A 21,898-nucleotide genomic window follows, 5' to 3' on the forward strand; every position below is an offset into this window, starting at 1 on the left:
CTCCTTAAAGTGTATACAATTATATTATATAAGTTTTTATGGCTATATTATATGGGTTTTTATAGTATTTGCAATTTACATTTTAAAAAATAAGTTGGAACCTATCTTTAGTGGAAATTAAAATACGCCCTTAGCCAGATTTTATATCCAACTAGAAGGCGTATGTCATAGCAAAGTATGAAAATTATTGAGATGAAGAATCGTTTGAGTTGTTAAGGATATTATTGAGCTTTTCTTTAATATCATCAAATTTTGTATTTACATCATTTAATAAATCATTTACTTTACTTTCATTTTCGTTATTTTGTTGTGCATTATTGGCTTCTTTCAACTTATCCACTTGTTCTTGATAGAACTTAGTTAATTTTGAATCTTCGCCATTTTGTTCATTATTTTTTAAATTATTAATCTCATCTTGAAGTTGTTTAATGCGACCGTCTGTATCGACTTTATCTTTAATATCATTCTTAGCGTTTTCAACTTGTTGTTTAATGTCGTCGCTTTGGTTTTCAACTTCTTTTTGATAGTTTTTCGATACATTATTATCATTTGATGACTCTGTCGCTTGTTCATTACTACCACTATTATGATTGAGTAAAGCGCGCGTCGCAAAGACTGCCAGAATAATAACTAAGATGGCAATAATAGCGATTAGCCACTTTTTAGATTTTCTGTTTTTCTCATTTTCTTCTTCCAATTGTTGTTCACGTCGAAAGTCACGTTCATTGTAATAGCGATTGCCATCACGGTCATATTCATCACGGCGATGGTCTCTTTCACGCTCATAGTCGTCATCACGATATCTTGGATCATCATCGCGATAACGGGCATCATTACGGCGATACGCTTCTTCATCGTGTCGACGTTCTTGACGATAACGTTCCTCGTTACTTTGACGATTCCGTTTGCGGTATTGTTCATCATATTTATATGAGTCTTTATATTTATCTGTTCGTTTCATGATAGTCACCTCTTCTATTTAATAGTTTAAGTTAACTGTTTAAGTACTCTTGCGACATTTTCAGCAGTGTGTGTTAAATTGCGTTCACCATTATCCAAGAGCGTAGCGATATCCTCAGGTTGTTCAATAATGCTAAACACACTATCGATGCCATGTTGATAAACGGCTTGATAATCTTCATCTAAGCTACCACACAGGGCAATGACTGGAATATGATGGGCTTTCGTAGCTTTAGCTACTCCGATTGGCGTCTTGCCATAAATCGTTTGCGCATCCATCTTACCTTCGCCGGTGATAACTAAATCGGCATCTTTTACTCTTTCTGAAAAGTGGGTCTCCTGTAGTACGATGTCAATTCCTTTAGATAGTGAGGCATTAAAGAAAGCAAGAATACCTGCACCTAATCCTCCAGCAGCTCCAGCGCCAGGGATGTCTTTTACATGTGTATGAAGCTCTTGTTCTATCATAGCATGATAGTTTGTCAGAGCGGAATCCAACTTTGGTATCATCTTTTGAGTTGCACCTTTTTGAGGGCCATAAACAGCTGTTGCGCCATTCGTACCTAATAGTGGATTAGTCACATCACAAGCAACTTCAAAATGTACGTCTTTAAGGCGTTTGTCTAATGATGACACATCGATGTGTGTTAGGTTGGCAAGTTGTTCTCCGCCTGGTTTTAATGGGACATGATTAGCATCAAGAAATTTAACGCCTAACGCGCTTAACATACCACTACCGCCATCGTTGGTAGCACTGCCGCCAATGCCAAGGATAATCTTTGATACTCCATGATCGAGGGCATCTAAAATAAGCTCGCCTACACCGTAAGTTGTGGTTATTAAAGAGTTGCGTTCTTCTTTAGAAATTAAATCTAAACCAGCAGCTGCTGCCATTTCAATAATAGCTACCGTATCATCTTTTGAACGTGCATAACTAGCTTTAATTTCACGGTATAAAGGATCATGAACTTTTACGGTATGTGATTGGGCATGAAGTGCTTCTTTTAAGGCATCTGTTGTTCCTTCGCCACCATCGGCCATCGGTATAATGTCAAAGCTGACAGTGTCTTTGAACACATTAGTGAAACCTTGTTGAATAGCTAACCCTGCTTGTTTAGCTGACATACTTTCTTTAAATGAATCTGTTGCGATAACGATATGATTGAGATTCATATGTATAGCCACTCCTTAATTTTTTAAAGATATTAAAACGTGTGACGTTATTATTTACTTTCAAGTAATTTAAAAAATGACATGATATTCTTAATTATTATTATAACGCATAGAAGTTTAAGAGATTGCTTAAATAATAGTTGTGAATTTAATTCATAAACAATTCCATATCTAAGCTAGGCAATTTAGCGTATAGTGATTATAATATATTTTGAACTGTTAGCACATTCAGTATACAAATACTTTCTATTTATATGAAGAAATTAAACTAATTAAAAAATCTTAAAAAGACTACAAAGGAGCCTAATTATGAAGTTGACACAAACACACTATGAAATTATTAAATTCGTCATAGTGGGTGGGATAAATACACTAGACTATTACATCGTGTATTTAATCTTATTGAAGTTATTAAATGTGAATTATATGTTCAGTCATATTATTGGTTTTTTAGTAAGCTTTATTATTTCTTACTATTTAAATTGTTATTTTGTTTATAAAGTAAAACCGACATTGAAGAAATTTTTAAGCTTTCCAATCACCCAAGTAGTGAATATGGGAATGCAAACATTTCTATTATATATCTTCGTAAGATGGTTTGATTTTCCAACTGAAATTGCTCCATTTGTAGGATTAATCGTTACTATTCCTATTACATTCGTATTATCAAAATGGATCTTAAGAGATTAGGGAGCGGAACAGAAATCTAATGTAACTTATAAGATTTCTGACCGCTCTTTTTTTATGCCAAATTTTCAGAAATTTAGGTTTTGCTAAAAAATTAATTAGCTTATTTATATAAAAAATATAGAATTTAAAAAACGTTGTCATTAGATTTTCTATGGTTCATACTATTGATATTAAAGCGTTTAAGGTGGTTAACCGAATGTCTCAAAGTGAAAATCTTAAATTGGCTCAAAGAGGGGCTTACTTAAGTTTAGTAGTATATATTATTCTCTCTGTTTCTAAATATATTATTGGTTTTATTTATGATTCAGCTGCGGTTAGAGCAGATGCATTAAATAACATGACAGATATTATTGTTTCTATTGCAGTAATCGTTGGTCTTAAAATATCAATTAAACCGGCCGATAAGAACCATCCTTATGGTCATTTGAAATCTGAGAATATTTCAACGTTATTAGTGTCATTTATTATTATGTTTGTGGGTATACAAGTTGTGATTGAAAATGCTCCCCACATACTGACAAATGAACATCATACGCCTAATATTATTACGATTGTAGTGAGTTTAATTAGTGGTATCGTGATGATTGGTGTATATGCCGTCAATCATCGTCTAGCTAAAAAAACAAAAAGCAGTTCATTAGATTCTGCAGCTAAGGATAATTTATCAGATGGCTTAGTCAGTATTGGTACTGCAGTTGGCTTGGTCTTCACACAATTTGGTTTACCCATTGTCGATGTTATTTTAGCTACTGTATTAGGATTACTAATTATCTATACAGGATTTGGCATTTTTAGAACATCCATATTTGCACTTAGTGACGGATTTAATGAAAAAGATTTAGAAGAATATCGTGATAAAGTGTTAGAGGTCGAAGAAGTTAAAGAAGTTAATAATCTTAAAGGCCGTTATCATGGAAGTAGTATATTTTTAGATGTCACAATAGTAGTGGATGCTCATCTATCATTACAACAAGCTCATGGCATTTGCGATAAAGTAGAAGAACATTTACATAGTAAAGGTATTTCCTCAGTGTATGTACATCCAGAACCGGACACCTTAGTTAATTCAGAGACTAAATAGTAGGATGAATTTATTGGAATAATAAATCACAGACTAGAATAAACAAAAAGGCTAGAACATTTTGCGATACGAAATGTTCTAGCCTCTTTTGTGTAGTATTGAATGAAATTGTACTTAGTTCATGTCTAGTAAATGTGTCTATTCGCTTACCACCAGCCATTAGATTCTCTAAAGCTAATCGCTGCTTCGATTGAACCATAACGTTCTTTAGCGTATTGGACCATACCTTTAGTTTGTGTTTCTACTGAACCATAGCCCCATGATTGGTTCGTTTGGCCTAAACCATGATATTGACCATTTGAAGCATTTGGATTACCACTTGATTCAGGTAAGACTATCTTTTCCCAAAGTTCTTGAGTCCCGCCAGCTGCGATAAAACGTTGATAGACAGAAGATGTACTATCACTTGAAGTAGTATTAGTCGTCGTTACATTTGATTGTTGATTATATTGATTAGGTGTTGCTTCACTCGCATGAGCTTGTCCTGATTCTAAACCTGCGGCACCTAAAGATACCATTGTCATTAAAGCAAATATTGATTTCTTCATAAATAAAATTCTCCTTTAGTAATTGGTTTGATTAGGATGAGATATGATTATTTTATACTCTGGGAAATCGATAAACGGTGTCCCAAAAGTAGGATTCTCGGCAGATACCGTCACGATTCAACAAAATTTGAAGAACAATTTTGCTCATCGTTCGGTTCTGCTCAAATCCTAAACACTTTTGTCCCAACCTCGTACCCCAATAAACTTTGCGATCGATTACGGTAAATCCACTATAACACCACAAAAGATGTCATAGGTTACCACCAAATCAAAAGTAGATTTCAGAAATAAAGCACACATAACAAACATGACAAATGTAAGACATATATTCCAAGAAGATGAATAAACGCCATTATTATGAAAATAACTGAAATAGTTTTATAATAAAATTAATAAATAGAAAAAGTATTCAGTTTCTTAGCACAACGATATTTAAAAAAGATAAGTTTAGTGGGTAATGCATTAAAAAGTTAAGCAACACTCCCTAAACTAACGTACAGGAAGGTGTCTTATATGCCAAAATTAATTTTATGTCGTCATGGGCAAAGCGAATGGAACGCTAAAAACTTATTTACTGGTTGGGAAGATGTTCAATTATCTGAACAAGGTAGAAATGAAGCTATTACGTCTGGTCGTAAGTTAAAAGAAAGTGGAATTGAAATTGACGTTGCTTTTACTTCATTATTAACAAGAGCATTAGAAACGACACAATATCTTTTAGCAGAATCAGACCAAGAATGGATTCCAGTGCATAAAAGTTGGCGTCTAAACGAACGTCACTATGGTAAATTGCAAGGTCTTAATAAAGATGAAGCACGTAAATAGTTTGGCGAAGAACAAGTACATCAATGGCGTCGTTCTTATGATGTGAAACCTCCAGCACAAACTGAAGAACAACGTGAATCTTACTTAAAAGATCGCCGCTATCGTCACTTAGATCATCGCATGATGCCATATTCAGAAAGTCTAAAAACAACTTTAGAACGTGTGGTTCCTATTTGGACAGATAAAATTTCACAACACTTATTAGACGGAGAAACAGTGTTAGTGGCTGCTCACGGTAATTCAATTCGTGCATTAATTAAGTATTTAGATAATGTCTCAGATGAAGATATTGTCGGTTATGAAATTAAAACAGGTGCGCCACTCATTTATGAACTAGATGAGCACTTAAATGTAACTGATCATTACTATTTATAATTAATTATTAATTAAATAAGAAGACGTTTAAATGGATAGAGCGAGGGAACGAAACTTTTGTATGTACAATAGATTAAGTCCTCTCGCTCTTATTCTGTAATAGGAGTTATTTATGGAAGAAAAGGGTATACTATGCTGATTTACGATTACGTTTATGTTGTTTAATAATTTTTAGCGCGCGCTTACGTGTTTTAATATTAGGACTGTTCAAATTGCGACGTGCTGTTTGTACATCTTGTTTAATATTTGATTCCTCCTTTTCAAAAAGTATAAAGGTAAATAGCAAAAATGTAAATAGGAATTATTACGATTTATAATATAAACATATTTAATGCAATATGATTTGAAATCTGTATAATGGTCAAATATATTTCGATACACATAAGATTGGAGGTTCATGCATGTCTCATAGAAGAAAGTTAGCCATGATTTTTACGATGTTACTCGGAGGGTTCTTCGGCTTATTAAATGAAACCTTATTAACGACGGCCTTACCTAGAATAATGAAAGATTTCAACATCGAATATTCACAAGTTCAATGGTTAACGACGGCATTCTTATTAACTAATGGGGTAGTAGTTCCACTATCGGCCTTTATTATTCAACGTTATACAACAAGACAAGTCTTTCTAACAGGTATCATTATCTTCTTACTAGGTACATTATTAGGAGGATTTAGTCCAAACTTTACTACGTTATTAATTGCACGTATTATACAAGCCTTAGGATCAGGAATTATGATGCCATTAATGATGACGACAATTCTTGATATATTTAAGCCACATGAACGTGGTAAATACATGGGAATGTTTGGATTAGTGATTGGATTAGCGCCAGCAATTGGCCCAACATTATCTGGCTATTTAGTAGAATATTTAAACTGGAGATCATTGTTCCACGTCGTAGCACCAATTTCAGCGATTACATTTATTATTGCTCTTAAAATTATTAAAAACGTAGGAACTAAAGTGAAAACACCGATTGATATGATATCAATTATGTTATCTATACTAGGTTTCGGTGGTCTACTATACGGCGTAAGTTCAATTTCTAGTGACGGTTGGGATGACCCGGTCGTACTTACGACTATTATCGGTGGCATTATCTTAGTAGCCCTATTTATTTGGAGACAAGAACGTCTTGAAATACCATTACTAAGTTTTAAAGTCTTTAAAAATAAAGAGTTCGCAGTAGGTTTAGCGATTATGGCTGCGACAATGATTTCAATGATTGGTTCTGAAACAGTGTTACCGATGTTCGTTCAAAACTTATTAGGACGTACGCCGGTTGATTCAGGGTTAATCTTATTACCAGGGGCTATTGTTATGGCAATTATGTCTTTTATCTCAGGCTGGTTATATGAAAAATTTGGTGCTAAAGTACTTGCCATTCTTGGTATGTTAATCGTGATTATTACAACTTCTTACTTTGTAGTCATGGATGAACATACGTCTGTAGTAGTGCTAGCAGTCGTATATGCGATTCGTATGATTGGTATCGCACTTGGTTTGATGCCTATTATGACGCATACGATGAATCAACTAACACCAGAATTAAACGCGCATGGTTCATCAATGACGAATACCATTCAACAAATCTCAGGTTCAATTGGTACGGCTGGATTAATTACTATCTTGAGTGTTGCCAGTAAGAATTTCCAACCTACGATGAGTGACTATCAAGGTATGAATAAGAAAGAAATGGCTGGTCAAATTCAAATTGACGCGATGTTACATGGCTATCATTCAGGTTTCTTGTTTGCCGTAGCCATTACAGTAATCAGTTTATTGCTGACATTTTTAATAAAAAGTAAAAAGAAAATTAAAGCTGAATCTCAGAAAAGTTCACAGTAGATGATTGGAAACGTCCACTAATGTAATTCATTACAGTAAATGAAATGCATGATGTGGACGTTTATTTATGTAATATCCAAACATTCTGAACACTTAGAAAGATGTAAAATAATATTGACTATTCCTACCTATGAGATTAGAATTAATTTATTCTGACTAATCTAATAGGAATATGGAGGTAAAGATAGATGAAAAGACTTTTATTTGTTGCTTTAGCACTTATCTTTGTATTAGCTGCTTGTGGTAACGGGGGCTCATCTGATAAAAATAGTGATTCTAAATCAAGCAGTAGCGACAACAAAACATTAAAAGTGGGTACTGAAGGTACATATGCACCTTTCACTTATCATGACAAACAAGACAATTTAACTGGTTACGACATTGATGTTATTAAAGCAGTAGCTAAAGAAGAAGGCTACAAACTTAAATTCAATGAAACATCATGGGATTCAATGTTCGCAGGTTTAGACGCAAAACGTTTCGACGTAATCGCTAACCAAGTAGGTATTAATAAAGATAGAGAAAGAAAATATAAATTCTCTGATCCTTATACTTATTCAAGTGCAGTATTAGTAGTACGTGAAAATGAAAAAGACATTAAATCATTTGATGACGTAAAAGGCAAAAAAATGGCACAAACATTTACGTCTAACTATGGTCAATTAGCGAAAGATAAAGGTGCAGATATTACTAAAGTAGATGGTTTTAACCAATCTATGGACTTATTATTATCTAACCGTGTTGATGGTACATTCAACGATAGCTTATCTTATTTAGATTATAAAAAACAAAAACCTAACGCTAAAATTAAATCAATTGAAGGTAATGCGGAACAAAATAAATCAGCATTTACATTCAATAAAGATGTAGACAAAAAAGTAGTTTCTGATTTTAATGATGGCATTAAAAAACTTAAAGAAAATGGCGAATTAGCTAAAATCGGTAAGAAATGGTTTGGTGAAAATGTTTCTGAGCCTAAATAGTGAACAACAACATGCACTTGACGCGGCAAGCCAAGCATTCGGGCCAATGTTGGAAGGGTTAGTTAAATACTCAATTCCAATTACTATCGTTACATTTATCTTAGGATTAATTATTGCTTTATTTACAGCGTTAATGCGCATTTCTACAAGTAAAATTTTAAAAGGTATCGCACGTGTTTATGTCTCAATTATTCGTGGGACACCAATGATTGTACAATTGTTTATTATCTTCTATGGTATTCCGGAATTAGGTCGATTGATGACTGGTAATGCCGATGAACAATGGACACTTTCATCAGTGCTTTCAGCAATTATTGGTTTATCTCTGAATGTCGGTGCCTACGCTTCAGAGATTATCCGTGGTGGTATTATTTCAATTCCTAAAGGTCAAACTGAAGCGGCTTATTCAATTGGAATGAACTATCGTCAAACTATCCAACGAATTATTTTACCTCAAGCAATTAGAGTTTCGATTCCTGCTTTAGGTAATACATTCTTAGGTTTAATCAAAGATACATCTTTATTAGGATTTATCTTAGTGGCAGAAATGTTCCGTAAAGCTCAAGAAGTAGCATCTACTACATATGAATATTTCACAATTTATATTCTTGTAGCAGTTATGTATTGGGTAATATGTTTCATTATTTCAGTCCTACAAAGCTTCTATGAATCATATATTGAAAGAGGGTATAACTCATGATTGAATTAAGTGGTATCCATAAATCATTCAATGATAAAGAAGTCATTAAAGGCATTGATTTAAATGTTGAAAAAGGGGAAGTCGTGACGCTTGTCGGCCGATCTGGCTCTGGAAAAACAACATTGCTACGTATGATTAATGCACTCGAAATTCCTACTAAAGGTAATGTGACCGTAAATGGTGAAAGTTATACAGCTGACAACAAAAAGTCTCAGATTAATGTACGTAAACAATCTGGTATGGTCTTTCAAAGTTATAACCTTTTCCCACATAAATCCGCTTTGGAAAATGTGATGGAAGGGCTAGTCACAGTTAAGAAGATGAATAAAGCTGAAGCAAGAGAAAGAGCGTTAAGCTTATTGGAAAAAGTTGGATTAACAAGTGTAAAAGACCAACGTCCTCATGCTTTATCTGGTGGACAACAACAACGTGTAGCCATCGCTAGAGCATTAGCAATGAATCCTAAAGTAATGTTATTCGATGAACCTACATCTGCATTAGACCCTGAACTGGTTAAAGATGTATTAAAGGTTATTAAAGAATTAGCTGATGAAGGGATGACAATGGTGATTGTTACGCATGAAATGCGTTTCGCACAACAAGTGTCTAACAAAGTCGTCTTTATTCATGAAGGATTAATTGGCGAACAAGGTTCACCAGAAGAGATGTTTAATCATCCAAAAACTGAGGAATTACGTCGTTTCCTTAACGTTATTAATGAATAATATAAACAAAAAAAGTTAAAGTGTTTAGGTTATAAATCCTAGATTTAAGCGTAGAGGTGATTCATGATTGAATTACCTCTACGCTTCTCTTTTATCAATACTTCGTATTATTTGGCTACGCGTTCCCAGGGGATGGGTCGAGCCACGGTCTCGACACTCATCCTATTCCCTCGGGAGTCTCCGCCAAAAATACTTCGTTGGTTATATGTGAAGTTACATTAAAATAATTAAAAATATGACACTTCATATAATTTAATAAAGACTAAGAGGCACTAAAGTATATAAAATAAAAAATGGTAACTTCTATTGAAACAAGATAGAAGTTACCATTTTCTCTTTAATCCGAGATGTTTATGTCTTGGTCTTATATTTATTTTGTAATAATTAAGTAGGTTAGATTATCTGTTATCTGCGTTCTAGTAATTGTTTAACTTGATAAGCGAATGGTTTAATAGGCTTGATAAAGTCGCCAACATATTCGTAGACATTAGCGTTAAAGCCTTTTTTAAACTGTTGTACACCATAGTCTTCAGCATCTTCACTAAAGTCGCCTGTAATACCATAAAAGTTGTAACGGTCAATGTTATGTTCTTTAGCGAATTTAATCATATCCCATTGTAGTCGATATGCGCCCATATATTCATTATATTTAGGGTTGGAACCACTGGATAGATAATAAACTTCATGGTCATTGTAAAGATAAAGTGCAGCCGCTAAGTTTAAGATTTCGCCTTCTGCAGCAATCTTGTCTTTTGTTTGGTTCAACTTACGCTCATTACTATCAAATTGTTGTTGAACTTGAGTGCGTTTATTTTTATTTTTCTTAGAGTTAGGGCTTTCTTTTAACACTTCATCGACTTCAGCTAATTGTTGTGCTAAATCGTCTTGTTTTTGTTGAAGTGTTGATAAGTATTCATTTAAATCGATATAGGCTAGTTTTAACATAGCATGGTCTTCATATGTTTTTTGCATATCATAGAAGTAAGGTTTATCTCTAAATTTGAAGCCATGCTTTTCTTCTGCCATCTGGAATAATTCGAAGAATGTATCTGTTTCCTCGATTGGTAAAGTTCTTACCTTTACGCCCATTTCGTATGTCTTTTTAATGTTACGACGTGTTTGATAATCCATCTCTTTCATTAATTGGTCTTCTGTTTTATCTTTAAGATCAAGTACAGATAACCAACGGATTTGACTCATCGTACTATAACCAACTGACCAACCTTGATGTTTATAACCTAAATCTTCTAACGTTTTGATAACTGCACGGTTATCGTAACTTTCGAGAATTTCTCCGTCTGCATTACGTAAATTTTCTAATATATATGGGTCTACTAGGATATATAAACAGTTTTGTTTCTTTAAGTAAGCTGTTAGTGACTTAAAGAAAAAGTGAACCAATTCAATATTACTATAATCCATTACTGGTCCACGATGAGTGTAAAAATATTTAAAGAACTTCAATGCGCGCGCTTCGGTCATTAAAGTTCCGGCAATCACGTTCCCGTTGTCATCTTTAACACCGACCACGTGTACATCGTTTCTCATTTTATTTCTATTTTCATAATGTATACGGGACTGTGTATAATGCGAGAAATTTTCAGTTGTAAATTTCTCAAATTCCTCCGGGGTTAAAGTCACGAATTTCATGATAATCTACTCCTCTGTCATTTATAAGAATTCTTATTTATTTTATCAAACTAGCCAGGTTATTACACATATTTAGTTAGTATATTGAGTAATACTTTAGTAGTAGGTAAAAATTGTTTGTAAAAGAATACGTTATTTAACTATTAAAAATTTGATGTTTAATGACCTAGCGCATATCGTAAAAGCATTGTATGATAGTACTTGCAATAGAAGTATAATTAAAGTGATATACCGAATTGAGCATTAGGAGTGAATGTATGAAAAGATTAATTGTAGCGCTAAGCGTCTGTATGATGTTAGTGGCAGGCTGCGGAAATGATAAATATACAGATAAGATAGATAAAGCAGTTAAATTACAAGATCAAAAGCAAGAACAAATGGCCAAAAATGAAAAAGGCGATGTTGTGAAGCATTTTGATAAAAAAGAAGCGAATATCTATGTTTATGAAGATGGAAAATATGTAGTACTCGCATACAAGCCATTAAGTAACAATGAAGAAGTTCATTACTATATGTATCAATTTAATGGGAAAAAAGCACACTATCTAGAAAACTTTGATACTAAAAAGTATATAGGTACGCATGATGCTGATTATAAAGAAGAAAATATGAATTAATACATAAATCCCTAAAGGAGCACCTATGAAAAGAATAGTTTTAATGATAAGCATATTGGCGGTTCTTTTAATCATTATCGGCGCTTGTTCAAAGAATAAAGAAGAGAAAAAGCCGACTAAAACTAAAAATGATAAGATTTTAATCGTTGAATATGGCGATTTTAAATGTCCTTATTGTAAGAAAGTTGAAGATAAAGTCATGCCTACGATTAAGGAAGACTATATTGATACAAATAAAGTAGAATATGAATTTATCAATGCCGGCTTTTTAGCTAAGGATTCAATAGTGGGGTCTAGAGCAGGCAACGCTGTACAAAAAATTGCGCCAAAAGAATATTTAACTTTTCAACATCATATTTTTGCACAACAGCAAGATGAAGATAAAAAATGGTTAACTGAAAGCTTTCTTGATAAAGAAATTGATAAATTAGATATTTCAGCACAACAAAAAGCTAAAATCAAAAAAGAGTATAAAACAAAAGATAGCGACTCATGGAAAAAAGCAGAGCAACAGAAAAAGCTAACTAAAGAGAATCATATTAAATCTGTACCTACTGTTTTTATCAATGGGAAAAAGGTTGAAGATCCATATACCGTTAAAGATTGGAAAAAACATTTATAATTTAATTAATACGTATATACTCCCTCGTAGTATTCACTTATAAGGTGGAACTATAGAGGGAGTATTTTTATTGGTTGAAGAGCTAACATCATTTGTTGTTACACGTTTAATATTGTACTCATTTAAATTAATTTCTAAATATAGTCTTGTATTTTTAAAAAGTTAAGGTTATAATTTTTAATCGTAATCATTACTATTTAGGAGGAGCATTATGAAAAGAATTATAGGTATAGTAACTTTAGTTGCTGTCTTAGTACTTAGCCTTGTGGCTTGTGGAAAACAAGATAGTGATAAACAGGGTGAAAGTAAAAAAGACGGTAAGATAAACATCACAACAACTGTTTATCCATTACAATCATTTGCTGAACAAATCGGGGGCAAACATGTTAATGTATCTTCTATGTATCCTGCAGGTACAGACTTGCATGATTATGAACCTACTCAAAAGGACATGTTAAAAGCCAATAAATCAGATTTATTCATTTATACAGGTGATGACTTAGACCCAGTTGCTAAAAAAGTAGCATCAACTATAAAAAAAGATGACAACAAGTTATCTCTTCAAAAAGGCTTAGACAAATCAGACTTATTAGCTAACCACCATGAACACGGTGAAGAACACGAGCATGGTGAAGAACACGAACACGGTGAAGACCATGAACATGGCGAAGAACATGAACATCATCATCACGGTGCTTACGATCCTCATGTATGGTTAGACCCTAAAAAAGATGAAGTATTCGCTAAAGAAATTAAAAATCAATTAGTTAAAAAAGACCCTGACCATAAAGCAGACTATGAGAAAAATTATAAAAAATTAGTAAAAGACTTAAATAACATTGATTCTAAAATGAAAGATATTACTAAAGACAAACAAGGTAATGCAGTATTTATTTCTCATGAATCACTAGGTTATTTAGCTGATCGTTATGGCTTTGTTCAAAAAGGTATTCAAAATATGAATGCGGAAGACCCATCACAAAAAGAATTAACACAATTAGTTAAAGAAATTAAAGAGAACAACGTTAAATACATATTATATGAAGATAACGTCTCTAATAAAGTAACTGAAACACTTAGAAAAGATACTGATGCTGAAGCATTGAAATTCTATAATATGGAATCACTAAGTAAAGACCAAATGAAAGATGATAGCCTAAGCTATCAAAAATTAATGGATAAAAATATCGAAGTCTTAGAAAAAGCACTTAATACAAATACAAAAATAAAAGATTCTGAATCTGAATAACGTTTGAAAATAGGTAGTAAAACTAACAGATTTATTATTATCGTAAATCCAATAACATTACTTTTGAGAAAAACGGGAATAGAAAAATTAGCTAGCGTAATTAGAGTAAGTTGAAAGTTAAATAATCAATCATTTTCAACTTAAGTCTTTTTACTTGTAATTAACTTCTAGTTGCTTTAATATACTAAGTATAATAATTATACAAACTATAAAACTGATTCTTAGTTGTAGTTTCATAATTTAAATCATTGGAGGTATGTAAGCATGGCTAATTTTAATTTAGATCCAGTACATTCAGGAGTAAACTTTTCTATTCAACATTTAGTAGTATCAAACGTTAAAGGTCGTTTTAATGAATTCGACGCAGATATCACAGGTGATTTTAACGATTTAAGTTCATTACAAGGCACATTTGTAATTCAAGCTAATTCAATCGATACTAAAGTGAAAGATCGTGATAATCATCTTAAAAGTGCAGACTTCTTAGATGTTGAAAATTATCCTAAAATTAAATTTGAAATTACAAAAGTAAACGAGAATTCAGTAACTGGTAATTTAACTATTAAAGACCAAACACAAGAAGAAACATTCGACCTAGATTACAAAGGTATCAGTTTAAATCCTTTAAACGGTAAAAACACTGCTGGTTTTGTAATTACAGGTAGTATTAACCGTGAAAAATATGAAATCACATTCAATCAACAACTTGAAACAGGTGGTTTCTTATTAGGTAAAGATTTAGATGTTGAATTCGATTTAGAATTTCCTATTGAAGAATAATATCAATTTTTGAATATGAACATTTAATATGAGTCAGTACGAGGCAATGACGCCTTGTACTGGCTCTTTTTCATTTTTAAACAGTGGTTGGGATACCGTTTGTCGTTTTCCCAAAGCGCAATGATTAATGTCTCAATTGCGTAGAAATTAGATTTTTGTCTGAATCCTTTGTTATGATAATGAAGAAAGATTGCTATATTATGAGATATAAAGTGATGAAAATAAGGGAGACATACGATGACAATAGAAGTGAAAGATAATAAAATCATTTTTACTAGAACCTTTGATGCGCCAATTAATGAAGTGTTTAAAGCTTATACTACTAAAGAGTTGTTCGAACAATGGTTTCACCCACAAGGTGCTAAAACAAAAGTGTTCAAATTTAATGCAGTAGAAGGCGGAGAAGCGTTCTTTGCAATTGAAACTTCTGAACATACTAGTTACACACTGACTGAATATAAAACTATTGATCAACCTAATCATATTGAGTATCTCGACTTCTTTGCAACACCTCAAGGAGAGAAAGATACACGCTTACCGGGTATGCAAGTATATTTAGATTTTGATGCGCAAGGCGATGAGAGAACGACAATTACATCAACGTCTGTTTTTCCAACTAAAGAAGTTGCTGAAGGTGCACTTAATATGGGCGTAGAAGCTGGTATGAATGCTACACTTGACCAACTTGATGCACTATTAAAAAATAAAAAGTCATAAGTATGTCAAATTTATAAAATAAAAATTAAGTTATAATGTAGGTGAAAAGGGGTTGATAATGTGAACAAAAGATACTTGAAAGTACTAGCATTATTTTCCGTTAGTACATTAATACCTACATTAATATTTAATTCTAAATGCTTAAATAATGGCGTAGTTAAATACGTCTTAAGAACAGCATTAGGTTACGGTATATTCGCTAGTGGCTTACACTACTTATCTAAATTAAAAAGAGGGTAAACACTAGAAATTGAATAGAGATTTGAGGCTGAGCCATTAATATAATAATGGCTCGGCTTTTATTTTTGTCAGTAGTTGTCTGAAATAAAGATACGGTTGATCTTCGCTCTCTAGATTTCTATTCTGCATCTTTTTATGTAACAAAACTTACAATTCTCCTATGAACGAGTGAATTAAAACTATATAATGAAAGGTATTATATTGAGATAGGGGAGTTACATATGTTAGATAACAAAAAAACGATTAACGATACCCATGCGACGCGCGATATCGTTGAAGCGGCGGTAAGCCAGGTACAAACTAAGGAAGTCATGGCATTTAAAACACCAGGGCGTTATGCTTTAAAAGCCATGATGTCAGGATTTTTATTGGCTATTGTAACTGTGTTTATGTTAGCGATAAAAACACAATTTGCCGGTACCAATGAAGGATTAGTTAACTTATTAGGTGCTATTGCTTTTAGTTTAGCGTTAGTCTTAATCGTCTTAACAAATTCTGAATTACTAACAAGCAATTTCATGTATTTAACAGTTGGCTGGTACTATAAAGCACTTTCTATCAAGAAAATGTTATACATCTTTCTATTCTGTTTTGTGGGGAATATTATAGGCGGATTTATATTATTTTTCTTAATGAAAGGTACACATATTATGACACCAGAAATGGTCGCTAGTTTAAGTAAAACAGTACATATGAAAACTGTAGAATCTACATGGTTAAATATATTAGTTAAAGGGATTTTCTGTAATTTCTTTATTAATATTGGTATCTACGTGTCTATGTTATTTAAAGATGGTTTATCAAGAACATTCTTTATTGCAGCAGGCGTCATCGTCTTTGTCTTTATGGGCTATGAACACGTTGTCTTTAATGCGGGCTTATACGCAGGTATGGTGTTTTATAATTTAGATGCCGTCTCATGGTTAGGTGTTGCGAAAAACATCATCTTCGCTTTAATAGGTAACTATATTGGTGGAGGTATCTTTGTAGGTCTTGTCTACGCTTATCTTAATGGCCAACGCGATAGTTTAAGCATTAAATAATTGTAAATTAAATTTGAAAAATAAGGCAGTCTATCACATCAAGGTTGACTTACTACGCATTAAAACATATCATTTTAATCAACATTAAGATTTAGCCAGATACAAAGCGTTTATTTTCCAAAAATGAAAGGGATGAGAGATATGGTAGCTAATATTCTAGTCGCTCACGGCATGAGAAAAGGCGAACAAAATAAAGCACTTGGAGAATTTCTAGAGCATCTTTTAAGTGATGAAACATATGACTATGAATTAGCATTTATTGAAAGTGAAGAAAAAAGTATCGAGAAGACAGTAGAGCGTCTTATTAAACAAGGTGAAACACGTTTCAAAGTCGTACCGTTGTTTATTTTTTCAGCCATGCATTACATTGTCGACGTCCCAGAAATTTTAGAAAATATCAAACATGCTTACCCAGAAATAAGTTATGAAATCAGTGATCCACTAGGTACACACGACTATATGGTAGATTTAGTTGAAAAACGTATTAACGACGTACACATCGATAAGACTAAAAATTATGCGATTGTATTAATTGCACATGGTAGCTTTTCCTATACGCAAGCACATGAAGAGTTAAAGGAATTTAGTGGAAAATTAACTCAAGACGCACCCATTTATAGTCGTACACTCTATGGAGATATCACATTTAGAAATGACTTAGATCAGCTATCACGTCAATATGAGGACCTTATCATCGTCCCGATGTTTCTATACGATGGGCGTCTAGTTAATAAAGTTAAACGTCTTATTTCAGAAATGGAGATAGAGAATACCTTACATATCACACCGTCCATTAATTTTGATAATATTCTTAAACTCATTATTAGCGAATGGTTAGCACAGTTAACAGTATAAAATAGGGAAAAGCTAAATGTTTATTTAGTCCCTTTAAGCGTGACGATGAATATTGAGCTTGTTAAAATATAGATTTCAAATATGAACAATCCGAAGCATGAACTACGTGCCTTGGATTGTTTTTTTATTCGTAGTTATTCAGCCAGTTTTCATTTTGAAAATAGATGAACCAAAATAATTAACTAAAACCTCTAAGTTACGTATTAGGGAAATCCCTGATTTTATATTTTTATGTGAATAAATTCACAAAAATAAGTAAAACTGTTATAGAATGGCAGTAACGACAAAGAAAACTTAAAAAGTCTAATAATTAATAATTTTGCATATAGAGGAATATTAAAATCTCAAGTAATAAAAGGGAAATATTTTATGGCTAAACAGAAACTAGTAATGATAGGAAATGGTATGGCTGGTATTAGAACAATTGAAGAAATATTAGAACGTTCTGACAACCAATTTGATATTACGGTCATTGGTAAAGAACCTTATCCTAACTATAACAGAATCATGCTATCTAATATTTTACAAAAGAAAATGACTGTCGAAGATACAATCATGAATCCATATGATTGGTATGAAGACAATAACATTCAATTGATAGTTAATGATCCTGTTGAATCAGTAGATAGAGCAAATAAAATTGTTACTACATCAAACGGCATCGATGTAGACTACGATATTTGTATTTTTGCGACAGGGTCTAGTGCATTTGTCTTACCAATCCCAGGCTCTGATTTACCGAGTGTTATCGGTTGGCGAACAATTGAAGACACAGAACGTATGATTGAAATTGCTAAAACTAAAAAACGTGCAGTAGTTATCGGCGGGGGGCTACTTGGACTTGAATGTGCACGTGGTTTAATGGATCAAGGCATGGACGTGACAGTATTACATTTAGCGGAATGGTTAATGGAAATGCAACTTGATCGTAAAGCAGGCGGCATGCTTAAAGCAGATTTAGAACGTCAAGGTATGCACATTGAACTTCAAGCCAATTCTAAAGAAATTATCGGTAATGACGATGTGGAAGCAATTAAATTATCAGATGGGCGTGTTATTGAAACAGACTTGGTAGTAATGGCAGTTGGTATTCGTCCATTTGTAAATGTAGCAAAAGATGCAGGTTTAGAAGTAAATAGAGGTATTGTAGTCAATGATTATCTTCAAACTTCTGATTCTAGTATCTACGCTGTAGGCGAATGTTCAGAACATAACGGTAAAGTATATGGGCTAGTAGCACCTTTATATGAACAAGGTAAAGTGCTTGCAGATTATTTAACAGGTAAAGACACAGACGGCTATAAAGGTTCTACAACGTTTACTTCATTAAAAGTATCAGGTTGCGATTTATATAGCGCCGGACAAATTGTTGAAAGTGAAGATGTACATGGTATAGAAATATTTAATAGTGTGGACAATATCTACAAAAAAGTATATCTAAGTAATGGTCAAGTGGTAGGCGCCGTTTTATACGGAGATACAGACGACGGTTCACGATTCTATAATATGATGAAAAAACATGAATCATTAGAAGACTATACATTAGTTTCATTATTGTATAAAGGTGGCGAAGAAGCTGCGACTTCTATTGCCGATATGCCAGATGATGAAACGATTTGTGGTTGTAACGGTGTTGATAAAGGAACAATCGTAAATGCGATTACAACTAAAGGTTTAACTTCTGTAGATGAAGTGACAAAAGCAACGAAAGCTGGTAACTCATGTGGTAAATGTAAAGGCCAAATTGGAGAATTACTTCAATGTACTTTAGGCGATGACTTCGTGGCAGCAAAACCTTCTGGAATCTGTGCATGTACTGATTTAACTCGAGATCAAATTGTTACGCAAATTAGAGCTAAAGGACTTAAAACATCTAAAGAAGTACGTCACGTACTAGATTTTAAAGATAAAAATGGATGTCCAAAATGCCGTCCAGCAATTAACTACTATCTCAATATGGTCTACCCACATGACCATCAAGATGAAAAAGAATCTCGCTTTGCGAACGAACGTTACCATGCGAATATTCAAAATGATGGTACGTTCTCAGTAATCCCGCAAATGCGTGGTGGCGTCACAGATGCTGACCAATTAATCAGATTAGGTGAAGTAGCGAAGAAATATAATGTGCCATTAGTTAAAGTCACTGGCTCACAACGTGTAGGATTATATGGTTTGAAAAAAGAAGAACTACCAAAAGTTTGGGCAGATTTAGGTATGCGTTCAGCTTCAGCATATGGCAAAAAAACACGTTCAGTAAAAAGCTGTGTAGGTAAAGAATTCTGTCGTTTCGGTACGCAATATACCACTCGATTAGGTATAAGATTAGAAAAAACGTTTGAATATATCGACACACCTCATAAATTTAAAATGGGTGTTTCAGGTTGTCCTCGTAGTTGTGTAGAATCAGGAGTTAAAGACTTCGGTGTGATTTCAGTAGAAAATGGTTATCAAATTTATATCGGTGGCAACGGTGGAACAGATGTAACAATCGGTCAATTACTAACAACTGTTGAAACAGAAGATGATGTCATCAAATTATGTGGTGCTTTAATGCAATATTATAGAGAAACTGGAATTTATGCAGAAAGAACTGCACCTTGGCTGAATCGATTAGGCTTTGAAAATGTCAAAGAAGTCTTACTCGATGCTGATAGACAAGAAGAATTGTTCAATCGAATTATGGATGCTAAAAAAGCAATTGACAGCGAACCTTGGGAAGTAATTGTTGAAAATAAAGAAGAACAAAAAATCTTTGAAGTTGAGAAGGTGTAAATAATGCAAGCAATGGAAAAAGTTAAAGTGACTACATTAGAGGAGTTAACACCATTAATTGGTAAAAAAGTGATTGTCGATGGCAAACAAATTGGTATTTTTCTAACTGAATCAGGAGACATACACGCTATCAATAATGTTTGCCCCCATAAACAAGGGCCATTATCTGAAGGAACTGTTAGTGGAGAATATGTGTATTGTCCCTTACACGACCAAAAAATAGACTTAAGAACAGGTGAAGTGCAAGAGCCAGATACAGGTTGTGTTCAGAAATATAAAGTTGAAGTTATAGACGGAGCGGTTTATGTATGTCTATAGACAGTGGCAATAAAGTTTATTTAATAGGAGCGGGCCCCGGAAATCCTAATCTATTAACCAAAAAAGCTGAACGTTTAATTAGAAAGGCAGATGTCATTCTATATGATCGTTTAGTCAATCCATTAATATTACAATATGCCCCCGCAACAACCGAAGTTATAGATGTGGGGAAGAAACCTTATGTCAAGCACATTCAACAAGACGATATTAATCTTAAAATAGTTGAAGCAGCACAAAAACATCAAACAGTGGTGCGATTAAAAGGTGGAGACCCGGCGATATTTGGACGTGTCACTGAAGAAGTGAATACTTTGAAACAATATAATATCTCATATGAAATTGTACCTGGCGTAACTTCAGCAAGTGCGGCCGTTGCGACTATGGATTTAGGATTAACTATGCGTGCCGTAGCTCCAAGTGTCACATTTTCCACAGGACATTTTAAAAATTCTAGCAATCACGATACAGATATTCGTAATTTGTTAAATGGTGGCACCCTTGCAATTTATATGGGAGTTAAACGTCTTGGAAATATTATCCAACAAATCTCTCAATTTACGGATGAAGATTATTCAATTGCGGTTGTTTTTAATACAACTTGTTATAATCAAAAAGTGGTGACAGGAAAATTAAGTAACATTGAGCATCAACTACAACTTCAATTAGATGGTGAACCTGGTATTTGTATACTCGGTGCGATTATTGATTATATCGATGTCGAACATATAGTAGACTCTAATTATTCATTTGATGATACTTTATATATCATTAAAGGCTCAAAAGAAGATGTGTTAATTGAAGCTGAGATTCGATCAGATAGAGGACAGAGATGTTTAGTAGACTATGGAGCTCAATACCATAGTTCTCAAGAACAAGTATATCAACACATTATTGAAACAAATAATATTAAATATATAGAAGTTTAAGAAGCGAAAAGCAGTCCAGAAACATTTTATTACATGTTCTGGGCTGTTTTTAGTTTTCCAATTACTTCCTCCCAAATCTTCAATATTCAGGGAATCCCCATAGTTAAATAGGTAATTCCCTAATATTTATTAATTGTGAAAAAATGTACAATCTAGATAAATAAACATGTAATCGGCATTTAACATAGTTAAC

21 protein-coding genes and 2 pseudogenes are annotated in these 21,898 nt (G+C 33.3%); 18 read left to right on the top strand and 5 right to left on the bottom strand.

The window, feature by feature from the left end:
* Positions 1 to 184 precede the first annotated feature (184 nt).
* Positions 185 to 961, bottom strand: a complete 777-nt coding sequence (locus FH144_RS05070; RefSeq protein ID WP_242314167.1) for a hypothetical protein — start codon at positions 959 to 961, stop codon at positions 185 to 187.
* Between the two features lie 26 nt (positions 962 to 987).
* Entirely contained in the window at positions 988 to 2,133 is a 1,146-nt protein-coding gene (locus tag FH144_RS05075) for a glycerate kinase (RefSeq protein ID WP_242314169.1), read from the bottom strand.
* A gap of 309 nt (positions 2,134 to 2,442) precedes the next feature.
* Here FH144_RS05075 and FH144_RS05080 point away from each other — a divergent pair, with 309 nt between their 5' ends.
* Positions 2,443 to 2,823 (top strand): GtrA family protein, encoded by a 381-nt coding sequence (locus FH144_RS05080; protein WP_107506765.1) that lies wholly within the window; start codon positions 2,443 to 2,445, stop codon positions 2,821 to 2,823.
* Positions 2,824 to 3,019: 196 nt separating this feature from the next.
* The gene (locus tag FH144_RS05085) at positions 3,020 to 3,904 is read left to right on the top strand and encodes a cation diffusion facilitator family transporter (protein ID WP_242314171.1); all 885 of its coding nucleotides are present in this window, start codon (positions 3,020 to 3,022) and stop codon (positions 3,902 to 3,904) included.
* Between the two features lie 146 nt (positions 3,905 to 4,050).
* Here the strand turns inward: FH144_RS05085 and FH144_RS05090 are convergent, their stop codons facing one another.
* Positions 4,051 to 4,452 (bottom strand): aggregation-promoting factor C-terminal-like domain-containing protein, encoded by a 402-nt coding sequence (locus tag FH144_RS05090; protein WP_242314173.1) that lies wholly within the window; start codon positions 4,450 to 4,452, stop codon positions 4,051 to 4,053.
* 513 nt (positions 4,453 to 4,965) lie between these two features.
* On the opposite strand from FH144_RS05090, the pseudogene FH144_RS05095 reads away from it, so the two are divergent.
* Positions 4,966 to 5,652, top strand: a pseudogene (locus FH144_RS05095) (2,3-diphosphoglycerate-dependent phosphoglycerate mutase).
* Between the two features lie 130 nt (positions 5,653 to 5,782).
* On the opposite strand, the gene FH144_RS05100 reads toward FH144_RS05095, so the two are convergent.
* Entirely contained in the window at positions 5,783 to 5,896 is a 114-nt protein-coding gene (locus tag FH144_RS05100; RefSeq protein ID WP_103165712.1) for a putative metal homeostasis protein, read from the bottom strand.
* Between the two features lie 157 nt (positions 5,897 to 6,053).
* On the opposite strand from FH144_RS05100, the gene FH144_RS05105 reads away from it, so the two are divergent.
* From FH144_RS05105 to FH144_RS05120, 4 genes are all read left to right on the top strand, one after another.
* Positions 6,054 to 7,505, top strand: coding sequence for an MDR family MFS transporter (locus tag FH144_RS05105; protein WP_242314175.1), 1,452 nt, complete (start codon positions 6,054 to 6,056; stop codon positions 7,503 to 7,505).
* Between the two features lie 188 nt (positions 7,506 to 7,693).
* On the top strand, positions 7,694 to 8,488 hold the full coding sequence (locus FH144_RS05110) for a transporter substrate-binding domain-containing protein (protein WP_242314176.1): 795 nt from the start codon (positions 7,694 to 7,696) through the stop codon (positions 8,486 to 8,488).
* The gene (locus FH144_RS05115; protein WP_198612003.1) at positions 8,469 to 9,188 is read left to right on the top strand and encodes an amino acid ABC transporter permease; all 720 of its coding nucleotides are present in this window, start codon (positions 8,469 to 8,471) and stop codon (positions 9,186 to 9,188) included. The genes FH144_RS05110 and FH144_RS05115 overlap by 20 nt, the downstream gene beginning before the upstream one ends.
* Positions 9,185 to 9,913 (top strand): amino acid ABC transporter ATP-binding protein, encoded by a 729-nt coding sequence (locus FH144_RS05120; protein WP_107506758.1) that lies wholly within the window; start codon positions 9,185 to 9,187, stop codon positions 9,911 to 9,913. The genes FH144_RS05115 and FH144_RS05120 overlap by 4 nt, the downstream gene beginning before the upstream one ends.
* Positions 9,914 to 10,318: 405 nt before the next feature.
* Here FH144_RS05120 and FH144_RS05125 read toward each other — a convergent pair whose 3' ends face one another.
* Positions 10,319 to 11,563 (bottom strand): aminoacyltransferase, encoded by a 1,245-nt coding sequence (locus tag FH144_RS05125; RefSeq protein ID WP_242314178.1) that lies wholly within the window; start codon positions 11,561 to 11,563, stop codon positions 10,319 to 10,321.
* 257 nt (positions 11,564 to 11,820) lie between these two features.
* Here FH144_RS05125 and FH144_RS05130 point away from each other — a divergent pair, with 257 nt between their 5' ends.
* From FH144_RS05130 to cobA, 11 genes and pseudogenes are all read left to right on the top strand, one after another.
* Entirely contained in the window at positions 11,821 to 12,180 is a 360-nt protein-coding gene (locus tag FH144_RS05130; RefSeq protein WP_107506756.1) for a DUF4467 domain-containing protein, read from the top strand.
* Between the two features lie 25 nt (positions 12,181 to 12,205).
* On the top strand, positions 12,206 to 12,802 hold the full coding sequence (locus FH144_RS05135; protein ID WP_242314180.1) for a thioredoxin domain-containing protein: 597 nt from the start codon (positions 12,206 to 12,208) through the stop codon (positions 12,800 to 12,802).
* Positions 12,803 to 13,013: 211 nt separating this feature from the next.
* A pseudogene (locus tag FH144_RS05140) lies at positions 13,014 to 14,048 on the top strand (metal ABC transporter solute-binding protein, Zn/Mn family); the annotation flags it as partial.
* A gap of 267 nt (positions 14,049 to 14,315) precedes the next feature.
* Positions 14,316 to 14,831 carry a YceI family protein gene (locus FH144_RS05145; protein ID WP_107506753.1) on the top strand — a complete coding sequence of 172 codons (516 nt, stop codon included), beginning with the start codon at positions 14,316 to 14,318 and terminating at the stop codon, positions 14,829 to 14,831.
* Positions 14,832 to 15,068: 237 nt separating this feature from the next.
* Entirely contained in the window at positions 15,069 to 15,548 is a 480-nt protein-coding gene (locus FH144_RS05150) for an SRPBCC family protein (protein WP_242314182.1), read from the top strand.
* Between the two features lie 60 nt (positions 15,549 to 15,608).
* Complete coding sequence (locus FH144_RS05155; protein ID WP_107506751.1) at positions 15,609 to 15,788, top strand: hypothetical protein; 180 nt, start codon at positions 15,609 to 15,611, stop codon at positions 15,786 to 15,788.
* A gap of 221 nt (positions 15,789 to 16,009) precedes the next feature.
* Entirely contained in the window at positions 16,010 to 16,831 is an 822-nt protein-coding gene (locus FH144_RS05160) for a formate/nitrite transporter family protein (protein WP_242314184.1), read from the top strand.
* Between the two features lie 141 nt (positions 16,832 to 16,972).
* Entirely contained in the window at positions 16,973 to 17,686 is a 714-nt protein-coding gene (locus FH144_RS05165; protein WP_242314427.1) for a sirohydrochlorin chelatase, read from the top strand.
* 369 nt (positions 17,687 to 18,055) lie between these two features.
* Positions 18,056 to 20,461, top strand: a complete 2,406-nt coding sequence (nirB, locus tag FH144_RS05170) for a nitrite reductase large subunit NirB (RefSeq protein WP_242314186.1) — start codon at positions 18,056 to 18,058, stop codon at positions 20,459 to 20,461.
* Between the two features lie 3 nt (positions 20,462 to 20,464).
* The gene (gene nirD / locus FH144_RS05175; protein WP_107506748.1) at positions 20,465 to 20,779 is read left to right on the top strand and encodes a nitrite reductase small subunit NirD; all 315 of its coding nucleotides are present in this window, start codon (positions 20,465 to 20,467) and stop codon (positions 20,777 to 20,779) included.
* On the top strand, positions 20,770 to 21,705 hold the full coding sequence (cobA, locus tag FH144_RS05180) for a uroporphyrinogen-III C-methyltransferase (RefSeq protein WP_242314187.1): 936 nt from the start codon (positions 20,770 to 20,772) through the stop codon (positions 21,703 to 21,705). Before nirD ends, cobA begins: the two co-directional genes overlap by 10 nt.
* Positions 21,706 to 21,898: the final 193 nt, after the last annotated feature.

It is taken from the genome of Staphylococcus sp. acrmy, assembly GCF_022690565.1.
GTDB lineage: Bacteria > Bacillota > Bacilli > Staphylococcales > Staphylococcaceae > Staphylococcus > Staphylococcus caledonicus.

What these genes read in the sequence shown, in the direction of transcription:
- FH144_RS05070 (WP_242314167.1), bottom strand. Translation starts at nt 961, where the DNA reads ATGAAACGAACAGATAAATATAAAGACTCATATAAATATGATGAACAA.
- FH144_RS05150 (WP_242314182.1), top strand. Translation starts at nt 15,069, where the DNA reads ATGACAATAGAAGTGAAAGATAATAAAATCATTTTTACTAGAACCTTT.
- FH144_RS05135 (WP_242314180.1), top strand. Translation starts at nt 12,206, where the DNA reads ATGAAAAGAATAGTTTTAATGATAAGCATATTGGCGGTTCTTTTAATC.
- FH144_RS05105 (WP_242314175.1), top strand. Translation starts at nt 6,054, where the DNA reads ATGTCTCATAGAAGAAAGTTAGCCATGATTTTTACGATGTTACTCGGA.
- FH144_RS05075 (WP_242314169.1), bottom strand. Translation starts at nt 2,133, where the DNA reads ATGAATCTCAATCATATCGTTATCGCAACAGATTCATTTAAAGAAAGT.
- FH144_RS05145 (WP_107506753.1), top strand. Translation starts at nt 14,316, where the DNA reads ATGGCTAATTTTAATTTAGATCCAGTACATTCAGGAGTAAACTTTTCT.
- FH144_RS05125 (WP_242314178.1), bottom strand. Translation starts at nt 11,563, where the DNA reads ATGAAATTCGTGACTTTAACCCCGGAGGAATTTGAGAAATTTACAACT.
- FH144_RS05120 (WP_107506758.1), top strand. Translation starts at nt 9,185, where the DNA reads ATGATTGAATTAAGTGGTATCCATAAATCATTCAATGATAAAGAAGTC.
- FH144_RS05165 (WP_242314427.1), top strand. Translation starts at nt 16,973, where the DNA reads ATGGTAGCTAATATTCTAGTCGCTCACGGCATGAGAAAAGGCGAACAA.
- FH144_RS05115 (WP_198612003.1), top strand. Translation starts at nt 8,469, where the DNA reads ATGTTTCTGAGCCTAAATAGTGAACAACAACATGCACTTGACGCGGCA.
- FH144_RS05110 (WP_242314176.1), top strand. Translation starts at nt 7,694, where the DNA reads ATGAAAAGACTTTTATTTGTTGCTTTAGCACTTATCTTTGTATTAGCT.
- FH144_RS05160 (WP_242314184.1), top strand. Translation starts at nt 16,010, where the DNA reads ATGTTAGATAACAAAAAAACGATTAACGATACCCATGCGACGCGCGAT.
- nirB (WP_242314186.1), top strand. Translation starts at nt 18,056, where the DNA reads ATGGCTAAACAGAAACTAGTAATGATAGGAAATGGTATGGCTGGTATT.
- cobA (WP_242314187.1), top strand. Translation starts at nt 20,770, where the DNA reads ATGTCTATAGACAGTGGCAATAAAGTTTATTTAATAGGAGCGGGCCCC.
- FH144_RS05090 (WP_242314173.1), bottom strand. Translation starts at nt 4,452, where the DNA reads ATGAAGAAATCAATATTTGCTTTAATGACAATGGTATCTTTAGGTGCC.
- nirD (WP_107506748.1), top strand. Translation starts at nt 20,465, where the DNA reads ATGCAAGCAATGGAAAAAGTTAAAGTGACTACATTAGAGGAGTTAACA.
- FH144_RS05085 (WP_242314171.1), top strand. Translation starts at nt 3,020, where the DNA reads ATGTCTCAAAGTGAAAATCTTAAATTGGCTCAAAGAGGGGCTTACTTA.
- FH144_RS05130 (WP_107506756.1), top strand. Translation starts at nt 11,821, where the DNA reads ATGAAAAGATTAATTGTAGCGCTAAGCGTCTGTATGATGTTAGTGGCA.
- FH144_RS05080 (WP_107506765.1), top strand. Translation starts at nt 2,443, where the DNA reads ATGAAGTTGACACAAACACACTATGAAATTATTAAATTCGTCATAGTG.